The 15368-nt window shown below is 70.4% G+C and carries 16 protein-coding genes; 11 read left to right on the top strand and 5 right to left on the bottom strand.

What is annotated here, in order from left to right; all coding sequences use genetic code 11:
* Positions 1-5: 5 nt before the first annotated feature.
* A complete protein-coding gene (locus MicroSTF_RS10055) occupies positions 6-866 on the bottom strand; it encodes an exodeoxyribonuclease III (protein WP_029259639.1) in 861 nt (286 codons plus the stop codon).
* Between the two features lie 182 nt (positions 867-1048).
* Between MicroSTF_RS10055 and pyrE the strand changes: the two genes are divergently transcribed.
* Both pyrE and MicroSTF_RS10045 read left to right on the top strand, forming a co-directional pair.
* Positions 1049-1609, top strand: coding sequence for an orotate phosphoribosyltransferase (gene pyrE / locus MicroSTF_RS10050; RefSeq protein ID WP_021198216.1), 561 nt, complete (start codon positions 1049-1051; stop codon positions 1607-1609).
* The gene (locus MicroSTF_RS10045; RefSeq protein WP_322955308.1) at positions 1606-2508 is read left to right on the top strand and encodes an ROK family protein; all 903 of its coding nucleotides are present in this window, start codon (positions 1606-1608) and stop codon (positions 2506-2508) included. Before pyrE ends, MicroSTF_RS10045 begins: the two co-directional genes overlap by 4 nt.
* A 23-nt stretch (positions 2509-2531) precedes the next feature.
* Here the strand turns inward: MicroSTF_RS10045 and MicroSTF_RS10040 are convergent, their stop codons facing one another.
* The 4 genes from MicroSTF_RS10040 to MicroSTF_RS10025 all read right to left on the bottom strand — a co-directional run bounded on the left by MicroSTF_RS10040 (position 2532) and on the right by MicroSTF_RS10025 (position 5229).
* A complete protein-coding gene (locus MicroSTF_RS10040; protein WP_136024620.1) occupies positions 2532-2801 on the bottom strand; it encodes a hypothetical protein in 270 nt (89 codons plus the stop codon).
* Between the two features lie 4 nt (positions 2802-2805).
* Positions 2806-3045 (bottom strand): hypothetical protein, encoded by a 240-nt coding sequence (locus MicroSTF_RS10035; protein WP_096359642.1) that lies wholly within the window; start codon positions 3043-3045, stop codon positions 2806-2808.
* 136 nt (positions 3046-3181) lie between these two features.
* The gene (locus MicroSTF_RS10030; protein ID WP_322955305.1) at positions 3182-4330 is read right to left on the bottom strand and encodes an MFS transporter; all 1149 of its coding nucleotides are present in this window, start codon (positions 4328-4330) and stop codon (positions 3182-3184) included.
* Positions 4327-5229 carry a MurR/RpiR family transcriptional regulator gene (locus MicroSTF_RS10025; RefSeq protein ID WP_029266345.1) on the bottom strand — a complete coding sequence of 301 codons (903 nt, stop codon included), beginning with the start codon at positions 5227-5229 and terminating at the stop codon, positions 4327-4329. The genes MicroSTF_RS10030 and MicroSTF_RS10025 overlap by 4 nt, the downstream gene beginning before the upstream one ends.
* Before the next feature lie 165 nt (positions 5230-5394).
* Here MicroSTF_RS10025 and MicroSTF_RS10020 point away from each other — a divergent pair, with 165 nt between their 5' ends.
* The 9 genes from MicroSTF_RS10020 to MicroSTF_RS09980 all read left to right on the top strand — a co-directional run bounded on the left by MicroSTF_RS10020 (position 5395) and on the right by MicroSTF_RS09980 (position 15328).
* Complete coding sequence (locus MicroSTF_RS10020) at positions 5395-6942, top strand: ABC transporter substrate-binding protein (protein WP_021198222.1); 1548 nt, start codon at positions 5395-5397, stop codon at positions 6940-6942.
* Positions 6943-7008: 66 nt separating this feature from the next.
* Positions 7009-7980, top strand: a complete 972-nt coding sequence (locus tag MicroSTF_RS10015; protein WP_021198223.1) for an ABC transporter permease — start codon at positions 7009-7011, stop codon at positions 7978-7980.
* Positions 7977-8864, top strand: coding sequence for an ABC transporter permease (locus MicroSTF_RS10010; protein ID WP_021198224.1), 888 nt, complete (start codon positions 7977-7979; stop codon positions 8862-8864). Before MicroSTF_RS10015 ends, MicroSTF_RS10010 begins: the two co-directional genes overlap by 4 nt.
* A complete protein-coding gene (gene murQ / locus MicroSTF_RS10005; RefSeq protein WP_322955299.1) occupies positions 8861-9766 on the top strand; it encodes an N-acetylmuramic acid 6-phosphate etherase in 906 nt (301 codons plus the stop codon). The genes MicroSTF_RS10010 and murQ overlap by 4 nt, the downstream gene beginning before the upstream one ends.
* Positions 9766-10956 (top strand): anhydro-N-acetylmuramic acid kinase, encoded by a 1191-nt coding sequence (locus MicroSTF_RS10000; protein WP_029259438.1) that lies wholly within the window; start codon positions 9766-9768, stop codon positions 10954-10956. Before murQ ends, MicroSTF_RS10000 begins: the two co-directional genes overlap by 1 nt.
* Positions 10953-11456, top strand: a complete 504-nt coding sequence (locus MicroSTF_RS09995; RefSeq protein ID WP_021198227.1) for a GNAT family N-acetyltransferase — start codon at positions 10953-10955, stop codon at positions 11454-11456. Before MicroSTF_RS10000 ends, MicroSTF_RS09995 begins: the two co-directional genes overlap by 4 nt.
* 13 nt (positions 11457-11469) lie before the next feature.
* Entirely contained in the window at positions 11470-12603 is a 1134-nt protein-coding gene (locus MicroSTF_RS09990; protein WP_322955296.1) for a dipeptide epimerase, read from the top strand.
* Positions 12600-13703, top strand: a complete 1104-nt coding sequence (locus MicroSTF_RS09985) for a serine hydrolase domain-containing protein (protein ID WP_322955294.1) — start codon at positions 12600-12602, stop codon at positions 13701-13703. Before MicroSTF_RS09990 ends, MicroSTF_RS09985 begins: the two co-directional genes overlap by 4 nt.
* Positions 13700-15328 carry an ABC transporter ATP-binding protein gene (locus MicroSTF_RS09980; RefSeq protein ID WP_029259442.1) on the top strand — a complete coding sequence of 543 codons (1629 nt, stop codon included), beginning with the start codon at positions 13700-13702 and terminating at the stop codon, positions 15326-15328. The genes MicroSTF_RS09985 and MicroSTF_RS09980 overlap by 4 nt, the downstream gene beginning before the upstream one ends.
* The last annotated feature ends 40 nt before the right edge of the window (positions 15329-15368 follow it).

Raw genomic sequence — 15368 nt, 5'->3', positions numbered from 1 at the left:
GGCATTCAGGAGAAGATCATCGGCATGTCGTCGTCGTCATCGGCGCCGCCGGTTCCGAGCCGTCGGCTGTCGAGATCGACGACCACAGGGACGTGATCGCTGGGCTGCTCGCCCTTGCGCTCGTCGCGGTGGATGGACGCGCCCTGCACGGCCTCGGCCAGCGTGCGCGAGCCGAGCACGAAGTCGATGCGCACGCCCTCGTTGCGCGGGAACTTCAGGCGCTGATAGTCCCAATAAGTGAAGCCTTCGGGGATCAGCGGGCGCACGACGTCGGTCACCCCGGCATCCTGGAACGCGAAGAACGCGTCGCGCTCCTGCGGAGAGACGTGGGTGGACCGGCCGATCACGATGTCGGGATCGCCGTTGTCGACGTCGAACGGGATGATGTTGAAGTCGCCGACCAGTGCCAGCGGCAGATCGGGGTTCGCCGACAGCTCGGCGGCCGTCGACTTCTTCAGCTGCTCCAACCAATGCAGCTTGTAGAGATAGTGCGGGTCTTCGAGGGAGCGGCCGTTGGGCACGTACAGGCTCCACACCCGAACCCCGTCGACCATCACGCCGAGCGCGCGGGCCTCGAGCGGAGCATCGGGCCCCTCATGCCCCTTGGCGAAGCCGGGCATCCCATCGAACGACGTGCGCACATCGGTGATCGGCAGGCGGCTCGCGATCGCGACACCGTTCCACTGATTCAGCCCGTGCACCTCGACGTGGTATCCGGCCTCTTCGAACGGCCCGTAGGGGAACTGCTCGGGCTTGCACTTGATCTCCTGCATCGCCAGCACGTCGATGTCTTCGCGGACGGCGAATTCGACGGTGCGGGTGACACGGGTGCGGATGGAGTTGACGTTCCAGGTGGCCAAGCGCATGCCTCCAGCCTAGTTGCGAGATCCGACACACGAGCCCGCGCTGGGTCCGTCGCCCGCGACCTGTATGGCGGTCACCTGCATGACCGCCGGACGGATGCATGAGCCGCAAGGCCGGGAGTTCATGCATCCGGTCAAGCCTCATGCCTCCGCGCAGTGCGTCCCAGGCTTCTACACTGGATGCCGTGACCGCACTCGACGCAGACCGCCAGACACTCCTCGACCTCATCAAGGACGAGGCGGTGTTCCATGGCGACTTCACCCTCTCCAGCGGCAAGAAGGCGACGTACTACGTCGACATGCGCAAGCTCACGCTGGACCACCGTGCCGCTCCCGCGATCGGCCGCATCATGCTCGACCTGATCGGCGACCTCGATGTCGTGGCCGTCGGCGGGCTCACACTCGGCGCCGACCCGATCGCCAACTCGGTGCTGCACGCCTCGGTCGCCGCCGGCACTCCGCTCGACGCGTTCGTCGTGCGCAAGGAGCCAAAGGACCACGGCCGCGGCCGCCAGATCGAAGGCGCCGATGTCAAGGGCAAGCGCGTCGTCGTGCTCGAAGACACTTCGACCACCGGGCAGTCGGCGCTCAAGGCCGTCGAAGCCCTGCGCAAGGAAGGCGCCGAGATCGTCGCCGTCGCCGTGATCGTCGACCGCAAGACCGGTGCGCAGGCGGCGATCGAAGCCGAGGGCCTCGAGTGGCGCGCGGCCTTCGACCTCGACGACCTCGGACTCGACCCGCAGTGACCCGCTACGCCCTGGCCGTCGACATCGGCGGCACCAAGATGGAGGCTGCGCTCGTCGCGGAGGACGGCGTGCTCGTCGAGGGCAGCCGGAGCCGGCAGGCGACCGGTCGCGAAGCGACACTCGCGTCGCTCGACGCCTCGGTGGTCGCGATCGTCGAACATGCTCTCGCGGCTCTGCCCTCGGACGGTGAGCTCGTCGGAGCGGGAGTCGGCAGCGCTGGCCCGATCGACCGCACCGCCGGCGCGATCATGCCCGTGAACATGCCTCTGGCGCATGGTTTCAGGCTCGAGGAGTCGGTCCGTGCGGCGGCATCCACGGTCATGGGGAGCGACGTGCGCACCGTGCTCGGTCACGACGGCGGTGCGCTCGCGCTCGCCGAGTCGTGGCTCGGGGCCACGCAGGGAGCTGGTGCCTCGCTGTCGATCGTCGTCTCGACGGGGGTCGGTGGGGGATTCGTTGCGAACGGCGCATATATTCCCGGCGCGACCGGCAATGCCGGCCACCTCGGTCAGGTGCGCCGCGAGGGCGGTCTGACGCTCGAGGAGATCGCCTCGGGGCCGGCGAGCGCAGCCTGGGCGCAGAAGCAGGGCTGGGCAGGTGCGACCGGCGAGGACCTCGCGCGGGACGCCGCCGCCGGAGACCCCATCGCGCGGGCGGCGATCGAACGTTCCGCACGCGAGGTGGGGGAGGCGCTCGCCGATGCCGCCACACTCGTCGACCTCGATGTCGTCGCCATCGGCGGCGGCTTCTCTCGGGTGTCCTCTGACTACATCGACCTCGTGCGGCAGGCTCTGACCGGCAGCGCGGCGCACGAGTACTCGCGCCGTACACGGGTCGTGCGCTCCGGGTTGGGTGACGAGGGCCCGCTCATCGGTGCCGCCGCCCTCGTGCTGCGCTAGGCAGGCCTGTCGGCACGCGCTGATCAGCCGCGCGCCGCGAGCAGGTGTCGCGGTGGTCCTTCGAGGCGGGCGACGGAGATCTTGAGGTCGGTGACGTCGGTGGCGACCGCGTCGATGCGCGCGCTGAGCTTCTCGTCGACGGCGTCGATGCGGCCGGTCAGCTTCTGTTCCACCGTGTCGAAGCGATCATCGATGCGGCGGATCATCCAGGCGCCGGCGGCGAAGAGGCTGGTGCCGAGGGTGAGCACGATGCCGATGGCGCTGAGGATGATCGTGAGGGTCTCGGTGGTCACGGTCTCAGCCTCTTCTCGTGGTGAGCAGATGTCGTGGGGGTCCTTCGAGGCGGGCGACGGAGATCTTGAGGTCGGTGACGTCGGAGGCGACCGCGTCGATGCGGGTGCTGAGCTTCTCGTCGACGGCGTCGATCCTGTCATCGATGCGGCGGATCATCCAGGCGCCGGCGGTGAAGAGGCCCGTGGTGATCGTCAACACGATGCCGATGGCGCTGAGGACGATCGCGAGGACCTCGGGGGACACGTGCGCTCTCCTCTCCTGCGGATGGGGTTGTTGCGGATGGGCGTGTCAGCGAGGTTACGCCGCGGTCAGCCCGGTGCGCGCCGGTATTCCGGCATCTGTGAAGAGGTTCCGAGAAGCGTGGGGTGTGCAGGAGGCGTCAGCTCGTCGCGGAGGCCCGTTGCCGCGACCGCCCGGCGATCAGCACCAGCACAGGCACGAGTGCGCACAGGGCGGCCGACACGAGGAACGTGGTGCTCGATGCCGGGTCCCGACCGATCAGGAGGATCAGCGCGGGCACGAAGGTGCCGCCAACGGCTCCGCACGCGACGAGGGCGCCTGTCACCGCGGCGCTGCGAGCGGGGTCGAGGTGGTCGAGCGCCAGGCCCAGGATGAGCCCGTAGCTCGGGGCGAGGAGCACGACCACCGCGCCCAGCGCGACGAGTGCCCCCACGGGAGCGGGCCCCACCAGCAGCCCCGCCGTGGCCATCAGGATCGCCGCCGTGCTCGTGGCGGTGATGAGGATCGCGATCGGCGACACGGAGAGACGGCGCAGGGCCGCCGCGCCGAAGCGACCGACGGCCATCAGCGTCCAGAACGCCGAGGTCCCCAGCGCGGCGAGGCCTGGGTCGACCCCGAGGATCCGCTCGGGGATCACGGCCGACCAGCCGGAGAGCACGGTCTCGACGCCGACGTAGAGGGGGAGGGCGACGGCGAACGGCAGGAGCACGAGCAGCCCGCGGACGTCGCGGCGCGCGGGAGCCGCGGTGCGGGCATCCGGTGACACCGACCCCGTGAGCATCGCGATCGTGAGCAGCGGAACGACCGCCAGGATGCCGAGCGTCGCACGCACACCCGAGCCGGCGGCGACGATCAGCGGGGTGACGGCGGCGCAGACGGCCACTGTGCCGAGCAGTGCGCTGAGCAGACCCGTCGCGCTGCCGACCGACAGGGACTTCGCGGCGGCCGACCCGGAGGCCTCGACCAACCCGAACCCGGACCCGGCGACGGCGGCTGCGGCGATGAACACGGCGGGTGTGCCGGCCAGGGCCACGGCGACGATCGCGGCGGCCTGGAGCGCGCTGCCGAGGATCAACGCGGTGCGCGGCGGCCGACGCATCAGGAGCGGCCCCGACATCAGCACCCCGACCAGGAGTCCGGCGAACAGAGCGGGCACGGCGGTGCTGAGGTCGCCGCCGATCGTGCGCTCTGCCGAGGGGAGGATGGCGGGAACGAAGGCGGCCGTGACCCCGAGACCCGCGAAGGCGGTGAACAGTCCCGTCCGCGCGCGTAGGATCCCGTCGGTCACGCCCCTGCCGTCCGCACGCGGTGCACGGCGGCGAACGTGTCGCGCAGCGCCTCCATCGAGCGGTCGTAGTTCGATTGGGCGACGCCGATGAAGATGCAGTCGACGACCATGAGCTGGGCGATGCGGCTGCCCAGGGCGCCGGAGCGGAAGCCGGTCTCGCGGGCGGCCGTCGTCAACACGATGTCGGCCTGATCGGCCAGCGGGGCGCCGGCATGGTTCGTGATCGCGATGGTGGTCGCCCCGGCCTGCCGGGCGAGCAGCAGGAACTCGATCGTGTCGGTGGTGGCGCCGGTGTGCGACACCGCGATCGCGACATTGCCGGGGCCGAGCGTCGCCGCCGAGGTCCATGCCGCGTGCGGGTCCGACCACTCCAGCGCCGTGCGTCCGATACGGGTGAGCTTGCGCTGCAGGTCGAGTCCGACGATGGAGCTCGCGCCCACACCGAAGATGTCGACCCTGGTCGACGAGGTGATGGCGTCGACCGAGGCCCGCAGCGAGTCGGTGTCGAGCACCTTGGCGGTGTCGGCGAGGGAGAGCGTCTCGGCGAGCGACACCTTCGCGACGATGTCGGTCAGGGTGTCGTTGCGGTCGATGTCGCCGGAGACGGCGGGGAGCGCGGCCGTGTCGAAGGTCTCGCGCTCGACGTCGCGCAGCACGTGGTTGCGCAGCTCGCGCACGTGCTCGTATCCGAGGCGTTTGCAGAAGCGCACGACCGAGGTGGTCGAGGTGTCGCAGCGCTGGGCGAGCTCGGCGACGGAGAGGCCGGCGGTGCCCGCAGGGTCGGCGAGGAACAGATCGGCGATGCGCTGTTCACTCGGACGCAGTTCGGGGCGGATCGCGCGCATGCGGACGAGGACGGGGTGTGCGCCGGCATCGTCGCGGGCGGCTTCATGAGGCATGGGGTCTCCGATCACTGTTCATAACAGTAGAGGAACTTCTGTTACATCTGTAGTGACCTTCGTGTACTTTTGGTACCAACCACGACCGACGACGTTCACGGGGCGGCAGGCAACAGCGCCTGACCCGACGCCACGGCGGCGCGTCACATTCAGGAGGATCCAGCAATGAGCACAGCACGCTGGGCGTCACTCGGCGCTCTCACGGCGACGGGCCTCGCCTTCGCCCTCGTCATCACCGGGTGTTCCGCACCCGCATCCGACCCGAAGCCCTCCGAGGGCGCGGCGGGCGGCGACCTCGTCATCGGCGTCACCAGCGACCCGGACACCCTGTTCCCCTGGAAGGCCACCCAGTTCCAGGCCGTCAATGTGCTGCAGAACCTGTACGGCACGCTGACCGAGTTCGACGAGGACCTCAACGTGGTCCCCGGCCTCGCCGAGTCGTGGGACGTCTCCGAAGACGGCCTCACCCTGACCTTCCACCTGCGCGAGGGCGTCACGTTCGCCGACGGGAGCACCTTCGGTTCGGAAGACGTCAAGTACTCGCTCGACGCGATCGCGGCCGAGGCCACGGCCGCCGTCGCGCGCAGCTCCCTCGCCTCGGTCACCGCGGTCGAGGCCACGGACGAGAAGACCGTCACCCTCACCCTCAGCGCTCCCGACGCCGCGCTCCCCGCGAACCTCGCCGTCATCAACATGGCGATGCTGTCCTCGGACGACACCGAAGAGGGGCTGAACACCACGCCGAACGGCACCGGCCCCTTCATCCTCGACGACCGCAAGGCGAGCCAGTCGATCACGCTCGCCAAGAACGAGGACTACTGGGGAGACACCGCGCTGCTCGACACGGTCGAGTTCCGCGTGATCCCCGACGAGTCGTCGATCGTCTCGGCGATGCAGTCCGGCAACGTGCAGCTGGCCGTGTTCGACGACCCGCTGGTCGCGCAGACCGCCGAGGGTGCCAATGTGGAGGTCGCCACGACCCCGCAGCTGAGCTACCACGCGCTGCAGCTGAACGCCACGCGCGGCGACCTCACCGACGTCAACGTGCGCCTCGCGATCCAGTGCGCGATCGACCGTCAGGAGGTGCTCGACACCGCTGCGCTCGGCGAGGGCGAGGTCACCGGCCCGATCACGTCGCCCGCGTACAAGTCCGACCCGGATGCCCGTCCGTGCCCCGAGCGCGACCTCGACAAGGCCGCCGAGTACCTGAAGAAGGCGGGCAAGGAAGACGGCGTCACCATCAAGACGATCGTCTCGCAGGGGGAGTACGCCACCTCGGTCAACGAGGCGCAGAACCTCAAGGCCCAGCTGGCGGACGCGAACATCACGCTCGACCTCGAGGTGCTCGAGTCCGGCGCGTTCGTCGACCGCTGGATCGCGGCCGACTTCGACGCGGCGGTCGCGCTCAACGGCGGTCGCCCCGACCCCGACGGCATGTACGGCCGGTACTTCACGAGCACCGGAAACCTGAACAAGGTCGCCGGCTACTCCTCGCCCGAGCTCGACGCACTGTTCGCCGAGGGCCGCCAGACGGCCGACCCGGACAAGCGGAAGGACATCTACGCGCAGGTCTCGGAGAACCTCGAGGACAACGCCGCGTGGATCTGGCTGTTCACGAGCTACACCTACACGGCGACCGCGTCGACCGTCGACGGCTTCGTCCCGATGGTGAACGGCTCGCTGCAGTACCTGCGGACCACCTCCATCAAGTAGCGGATCGAGGGGGCGCGGCCACCCCGCGCCCCCTCCCTCCCCGACGACAGGCACCCACACACGCGCATGTTCAGACAGCTCCTCCGCAACAGCGTGCTGCGACGCATCCTCGCAGCCCTCGGCACGCTCCTCGGCGTCGCCATCTTCGTCTTCCTGATGCTGCGCGCCATCCCCGGCGACCAGATCAGCTCCGGCCTCGGCACCGAGGCGGCCGCTCTCACGCCCTCGCAGCGCGCCGCCCTCGAGTCCTACTACGGCCTCGACCAGCCGCTCGTCGTGCAGTTCTTCTCGTGGCTGGGCAACATCTTCACCGGCAACCTCGGCTTCTCGTCCCGGGCGCAGACGAGCGTCCTCGACCTCACCGCCGCCGCCCTCCCCGTGACGTTCGAGCTGGCGATCTTCTCGATCGTGATCGCGCTGGCCATCGGCATCCCGCTCGGCATGCTCTCCGCCTCCAAGCCCGACTCGTTCCGCGACGGCGTCGGACAGGTCGTCGGCCTCGCCGGTCTCTCCATCCCCGCGTTCCTGCTCGGCACGGCACTCCTGGCGATCCTCGCCTCGTCGTTCGGCTTCAACCCGAACGGCCAGGCCTACGCCACGCTGTTCGAGGATCCGCTGCTGAACCTCCAGCAGATGCTGCTGCCCTCGATCGTGCTCGGCTTCGGCATCGCCGCACCGATCATGCGCACCACCCGCACGGCCGTGCTCGAGATCCGCTCCAACGACTTCATCCGCACCGCCAGGGCGAAGGGCGTCCCTCCGCGTCGCCTGCAGGTGCGCCACGTGCTCGGCAACGCTCTCGTGCCCATCGTCACGATGACCGGCCTACAGTTCGGCTACCTCCTCGGCGGTGCCGTCGTGGTCGAGCAGATCTTCTCGCTCCCCGGCATCGGACGCCAGGTGCTGCTCGGCATCCAGCAGAAGGAGTACGCGCTCGTGCAGAGCACCGTGCTCGTGATCGCGCTCGCCTTCGTCATCGTCAACCTGCTCACCGACCTGCTGTACCGGGTCATCGATCCTCGGGTGCGTGCCGCATGACCGACATCTCTCAGACCCCGGCCCTCGCCCCCGGCGGCGGGCGCACCATGGAGCGCGTGCGTCTCCTGCTGCGCAGCCGCAGCGGACTCACCGGCCTCATCATCGTGGTCCTGCTCGCCGTGCTCAGCCTCGTCTCGGCGTTCGGCCTGCTGCCCTTCGACCCGCTCGCGCAGGACCCGCCGTCCCGCCTGCAGCCGCCGTCGGCCGTGCACTGGTTCGGCACCGATCAGTTCGGGCGCGACGTGTTCTCCCGCGTCGCCGCCGGCGTCGCCAACTCGGCGTTGATCTCGGTCGTCGCCGTGGCCTTCGCGACCGTGGTCGGCACCGTCTGCGGACTCATCGCCGGGTTCTACCGCGGCTTCTCCGACGGGGCGATCACCGCGGTCACGAACGTGCTGTTCGCCTTCCCACCGCTGCTGCTCGCGCTCTCGCTGGCTTCGGTGTTCGAGCGCAACTGGTTCACCATCGCCGTGGCCATCGCGATCGTCTACGTGCCGATCTTCATCCGCGTCACCCGCGGGCCCGTGCTGTCGCTGCGCGAGGTCGAGTACGTCAAGGCCGCCAAGAGCACCGGCCAGAGCCGCATGGCGACCATGTTCCGCCACGTGCTGCCGAACATCACGTCGATCATCATCGTGCAGGTCACGCTCTCGCTCTCGTGGGCTGTGCTCACCGAGGCCTCGCTGAGCTTCCTCGGACTCGGCACGCCGCCGCCTGCACCCTCGCTCGGTTCGATGATCTTCGAGGCGCGCACGCTCGTCACGATCGCCCCGTGGACCATGATCGCGCCCGGCGTGATCGTGGTGCTGCTCGTCGTCGGACTGAACCTGCTCGGCGACGGGCTGCGCGACAGCCTCGATCCCCGGAACAGAGGAAAGCGATGACCATGGAGGATCTCGGCGGACTGGCCACGGAGGCCAGCGATCCCCGCTATGCGGAGCTCGACCTCATGAGCGTCGCCGAACTCGCGCAGACCATGAACGAGGCGGATGCCACGGTGCCCGCCGCGGTGCAGCGCGCCCTCCCGCAGATCGTGCCCGCGATCGAGGCGACGGCCGATCGCATGGCGCAGGGCGGACGCCTGGTCTACGTCGGCGCGGGCACCCCCGGCCGCATCGGCGTGCTCGACGCCTCGGAGTGCCCGCCCACCTTCAGCACTCCGCCCGAGCTGGTGTTCGCGATCATGGCCGGAGGGTCGGGCGCGATCGTGAACCCCGTCGAGGGAGCAGAGGACGACGCGGAAGCGGGCGCAGCGGCCATCGATGCCGCGGGCATCGGTCCGCTCGACACCGTGATCGGGATCGCCTCGAGCGGACGCACGCCCTACGTGATCGCCGCCGTCCGTCGGGCGCGCGAACGCGGTGCCCTCAGCATCGGTCTCTCCTGCAACGTCGGGACCGCCCTGAGCGCGGCGGCGGAGCACGGGATCGAGGTCGAGGTCGGCCCCGAGGTGCTCTCCGGCTCCACGCGGCTCAAGTCGGGTACGGCCCAGAAGCTCGTGCTCAACATGTTCTCGACCATCTCGATGGTGCGGAACGGCAAGGCCTACGGCAACCTGATGGTGGACGTGAAGGCCACCAACCACAAGCTCCGCGAGCGGGCGATCCGAATGGTGCAGACCATCGCGGATGTCGATCGGGGCGCGGCGAAGGCGGCACTGGAGGCGACCTCATACGACGTGAAGCTCGCGTCGATCATGATCCGCCGCGGCGAGGACCTCGCCGCGGCCACCGCACGACTGGACGCGGCCGACGGTCGGCTGCGCACCGCACTGGAGGAGAACTGATGCGCGTCCTCGGACTGATCTCCGGCACCTCGCACGACGGGATCGATGCCGCCGTCGTCGACTTCACGACCAGTGGCGGCTTCACCGCCCACGGCGTGGATCTGCACGGCACGGTGCTGGCGGCGACGAGCGTGCCCTACGCCCCCGAGCTGCGGGCGCGCCTGATCGCTGCGCTGCCACCGGCGCAGACCACGCTCGCCGAGGTGGCGGAGCTCGACACCCTCATCGGGCAGGCGTTCGCCGCGGTCGCGGCCGACATCGCGGCAGAGGTCGGCGGTGTCGATGCCGTGTGCTCGCACGGGCAGACCGTCTACCACTGGGTCGACGGCGCGCACGCGCTGGGCACCCTGCAGATCGGGCAGCCGGCCTGGATCGCCGAGAAGGTCGGTGCCCCCGTGGTCTCCGACATCCGCATCCGCGACATCACGGTCGGCGGCCACGGTGCCCCGCTGGTGTCGTTCCTCGACGAGCTGCTGCTGCGTTCGCGCGCCGGGGTCTCTGCAGCCCTCAACCTGGGCGGCATCTCGAACATGACCGTGGTGCGGCAGGACGGCCTGGTCGCGTACGACATCGGCCCCGCGAACGCACTGGTCGACGCGGTCATCGTCGAGCACGACCTCAACCCGCTCGGCTACGACGACGACGCCGCGATCGCCCGCACCGGTCAGGTCGACGAGGCGCTGCTGGCTGCTCTGCTCGACGACCCGTACTACGCTCTCACCCCGCCCAAGAGCACGGGCAAGGAGCACTTCCACCTCGGCTACGTGCACGAGCACCTCGCCGCGCAGAACCGGGAGATCCCGGTCGCCGATGTGGTGCGCACCCTGACCGAGCTCACGGTCCGCACGGTCGCGCGCGACGTGGAGGCCGCCGGCATCGGGTTCCTCGCCGTGTCGGGCGGCGGATGCCGCAACCCGCTGATCCTCGACGGACTGCGCGCCGCGCTGCCGGACACCGAGGTCGTGCTGGCCGACGAGCTGGGCGCCGCGGCCGACAGCAAGGAGGCGATCCTCCTCGCTCTCATCGGCTGGTCCACGATGCACGGCGTCCCCGCGATCGTCCCCGGCGGCACCGGAGCGCGCGAGCCGCGCATCCTCGGCACCATCACGCCCGGTGTCGGACCGCTGCAGATGCCCGAACCCGTCGCCTCCATCGACTCCCTCGTGCTCACGGAGGCCGCGGCATCGTGAGCCTCCAGGTGCGCCCCGCCACCCCGGACGACCTGTCCGGGGTGCTCGAGGTGTTCCTCGCGTGCTGGCGGGAGAGCTACCGGGGTGTTCTCCCCGACGCGGGGATCGACGCGATGACGGATGAGCGTGCCGAGGCCCTGTGGCGCCGGGTGCTCGCCGAACCGGTCGGCGTCGTGCTCGTGGCCGTGCGCGACGGCGGGATCGTCGGGATCACCCGGTACGCCGCGACCACTGCCGACGACGGGCGGATCGACGGGGCCGTGCACTCCCTGTACGTCTCGCCACGCGCCCATGGCGGTGGGATCGGCGGTGCGCTGCTGGCGCAGGCGACCGCAGACCTGCGGGACGCCGGCGCCGAGGCCGCAACGCTGTGGGTGTTCGCGGCGAACGCGCCGTCGATCGGCTTCTACGAGGCGAAGGGCTGGCACCCCGACGGCGCCACCCGCACGCAGCCGGAGTTCGGTGAGCCCGAACAGCGCATGCGCAAGGAGTGGGCATGAGCGGAGTCCTGAGATGAGCGCCGTGAAGCGCATCCGCGTGCTCCGCGTCCCCTCGCCCCTGGTGCGTCCGTTCGTCACGGCGGTGCGGCAGACGGAGCACCTCGACGTCGTGCTCGTCGAGGTGAGCGACGTCGACGGTCGTCGAGGATACGGCGAAGCCGCCGTGAGCTGGCGCGTGACGGGGGAGAGTCCGCCGAGCGTTGCCGCCGTGGTGGCAGGACCCCTCGCCGAGGTCGTGCTCGGACGGAACGTCGGTGATCCCGGGATCGCCGCCGACATCGCCCGTGCAGTGTGGGGCAATGCCGCGGCCCGCAGCGCGGTCGAGTGCGCCGTCGCCGACCTCGCCGCCCAGCAGCGCGGACTCCCGCTTGCGCAGAGCCTCACGAGCGCACCGGCGCCCGCGCGCATCCGCACCGACATGACCCTGTCCGCGGGCGAGCCGTCCGCGCTGGCAGCCGTTTCCGAGGAGCACGTCGCCGCGGGCTTCGGATGCCTCAAGATCAAGGCGTCCGCGGCGCACGACACGGTCGCCGGGCTCCGGGCCGTGCGTGCCGCGGTCGGGCCTGCCATCACGTTGCGCGTCGACGCCAACCAGGCCTGGGATGTCGAGACCGCGATCCGGGTGATCCGGGCCGCCGAAGACGAGGGGCTCGGGCTCGAACTCGTCGAGCAGCCGGTCGCGGCGCACGACCTCGACGCGCTCGCCGCGGTCACGGCCGCCGTCGGCACGCCGATCATGGCCGACGAGTCGGTGCGCACGGCGCGGGATGTCCGGGTCGTCGCCGACCGTGGTGCCGCAGACCTCGTGAACATCAAGCTCGCCAAGACCGGCGGCCTGGCCGAGGCCTTCGTTGCGGCAGAAGTCGCCCGCACAGCGGGTCTGGGCGTGGTGATCGGCTGCATGATGGAATCGCACGTCGGCGTGACGGCCGCCGCCCACCTGGCCGCCGCTGTCGCCCCCGACGTGGTGCACGACCTGGATGCCGCGTTGTGGCTGCGGAGCTCGCCCGTGGTGGGTGGCGTGGCGCTGTCCGGAGACATGCTGGAACCCGGATCGGGCACCGGACTGGGCATCACCACCCTCGCATCCGATACCCGGCCCGACACCCTCGTCGACCTCGTCGACCGCTCGGAGGTGCGCGCATGACCGCCGCCGTTGCCGTCACCGCTGTTCTGGCGACGGATGCCGCGCCGCGGGGCGCCGTCGCCGGTGTCGTGACCGATGCGGGCCGTGACGTCGCCGCGGGTGGTCTGGCTGACCTGTCCGGAACCCCGATGACCACCGCGACCGCCTTCGACATCGCCTCGGTGTCGAAGGTCGCCGCGACGACGACCGCGATCCTGCGACTGGTCAGCCGCGGTGACCTCGGCTTCGACGACCCGGTCGACCGTTTCGTGCCCGGCACCGCCTGCGCCCTGGGCGCGACCGTGCGCCATCTGCTCCAGCACCGTGCAGGACTCTGGGAGTGGCAGCCGCTCTACCTCGACCGCGAGCACGCCGGTGATGCCGCTGCGGCCGCCGACGCCCTCCCGCTGCGCTACGGCCTCGACGAAGGTCGTCATTACTCCGACCTCGGGTTCATGCTCCTCGGCCGCATCGTCGCGGCGGTCACCGGACTGCCCCTGGATGCCGCGGTGCGCGAACTGGTGACCGCGCCCCTCGGCCTCGATCACACCGGGTACGGACCCGTCGACCGCCCCGTCGCCTCGTCCGCCGTGGGCGACGCCGCCGAGCGTCGCATGGTCGCGACCGGAGAGCCGTATCCGATCCTCACCGCCGATAAGGACTTCGCCTGGCGTGAAGGCGAGATCGCCGGCGTCGCGAACGACGGCAACTGCTTCCATGCGTTCGGGGGCGTCTCCGGTCACGCCGGGCTGTTCAGCACCGTCGATGACCTGCTGACCCTGGGGGCGGCGCTCGCCGCTCCGGAGCGGCATCCGGAGCTGTGGGGGCCGGATGCGGTCGCCGAACTGTTCCGGGACGGACCGGATGCCGGGCAGGCGCTGGGCTGGCGCAGCGAGACGATCGCCGTCTCCGGGCGGCCGACCCGCATGGTCTGGCACCCGGGATTCACAGGCTGCGCCCTCGGGCTCGTTCCGGGAACGGGAGCAGCCGCCGTGCTGCTGACCAACCGCCTGTTCGCGGTCACACCCGCACCGACCGATCTGCTGTGGCGCGCCGCGCTTCCCGCACTCCTCGACGACCACGAACCTCTCCGCGAAAACGAAGGAACGAGAACACCATGAGCACCACCGAGCCCGTGCTGAGCATCAGCGGCCTCGCCGTCGCCTTCCGGACCGGTTCCGAGCTGGTCACCGCGATCAGCGACGTGAACATCGACATCGCCGCCGGTGAGACGGTCGCGATCGTGGGCGAGTCGGGGTCGGGCAAGTCGACCACCGCGGCTGCGGTCAACCGTCTGCTCCCCGAGAACGGGGTGATCACGGCCGGCAGCATCCGCTTCGACGGGCGCGAGCTGACCGACCTGCCCGAGAACGCGATGATCTCCCTGCGCGGCGCCGGGATCGGCCTCGTGCCGCAGGACCCGATGTCGAACCTCAATCCGCTCATGCGCGTGGGCGAGCAGATCGGCGAGGCGCTCGAGGTGCACGGCCACACACACGGCGATGCCACGAAAGCGCGGGTCGTCGAGCTGCTCGAGATGGTGGGGATCGCGGATGCCGCGCAGCGCGCCCACCAGTACCCGCACGAGTTCTCCGGCGGCATGCGCCAGCGCGTGCTGATCGCGATGGGTCTGGCCTGCAAGCCGCGCCTGCTGATCGCGGACGAGCCCACCTCCGCCCTCGATGTGACCGTGCAGCGACGCATCCTGGACCAGCTCGACACGCTCACCGACGAGCTCGGCACCGCGGTGTTCCTGATCACGCACGACCTGGCCCTCGCCGCCGAGCGCGCCGACCGCATCGTCGTGATGTTCCGCGGCCGCGTCGTCGAGGAGGGCACCTCGGCGCAGGTGCTCGGCGCCCCGCAGCACGAGTACACCCGGCAGCTGCTCGCCGCGGCCCCGAGCCTCGCCTCGCGCCGGGATGCGCTGCCGCAGCGCGAGGCCGCCACGGGTACGCCCTTCGTCGAGATCCGGAACCTCCGCAAGGAGTTCGCCCTCCGCGCGCCCAAGGCCGGGGAGCCGCAGACCTTCACGGCCGTCGACGGCGTCAGCTTCGAGATCCGCCGCGGCACCACGGTGTCGATCGTGGGAGAGTCGGGCTCCGGCAAGTCCACCACCGCGAACATGGTGCTCGGGCTCGAAGACGCCACGTCCGGCTCGATCCTGTTCGACGGGCTCGACCTCACCACGCTCCGCCGCAAGGAGCTGTTCGCCCTGCGTCGTCGTGTGCAACCGGTGTTCCAGAATCCCTATGCCTCGCTCGACCCGCGCTACACGATCGAGCAGTCGATCGCCGAGCCGCTGCGCGTGCACCGCATCGGCACCACGGCCTCGCGTCACGCGCGCGTGCTCGAGCTGTTGGAGCAGGTCGCGCTGCCGGCCGCCATGGCCGAGCGCCTGCCGCACGAGCTCTCGGGCGGACAGCGTCAGCGTGTGGCGATCGCCCGGGCCCTGGCGCTCGAACCCGAGCTCGTGGTGCTCGACGAGGCGGTGTCGGCGCTCGACGTGCTGGTGCAGGCGCAGATCCTCGACCTGCTCGCCGACCTGCAGAAGCGCCTGGGCCTGAGCTACCTCTTCATCAGCCATGACCTCGCTGTGGTGCGGATGATCTCCGACGAGGTGCACGTCATGCAGCGCGGTGTCGTGGTCGAGAGCGGCACGCCCGAGCGCATCTTCGACGCCCCGCAGCACCCGTACACGCGCGAGCTGCTGGCCGCGATCCCCGGGGCTTCGCTGGCGTCCTGACAGAGTTCCGATCCCGCGAGGTTCTCCGGCGGCCGCAGGC

This window comes from Microbacterium sp. STF-2, from assembly GCF_034650155.1.
GTDB classification, from domain to species: Bacteria; Actinomycetota; Actinomycetes; order Actinomycetales; family Microbacteriaceae; genus Microbacterium; species Microbacterium maritypicum_A.
Note: the sequence above shows the minus strand (reverse complement) of the source record. Positions and strands in the feature narration are given on the sequence as shown.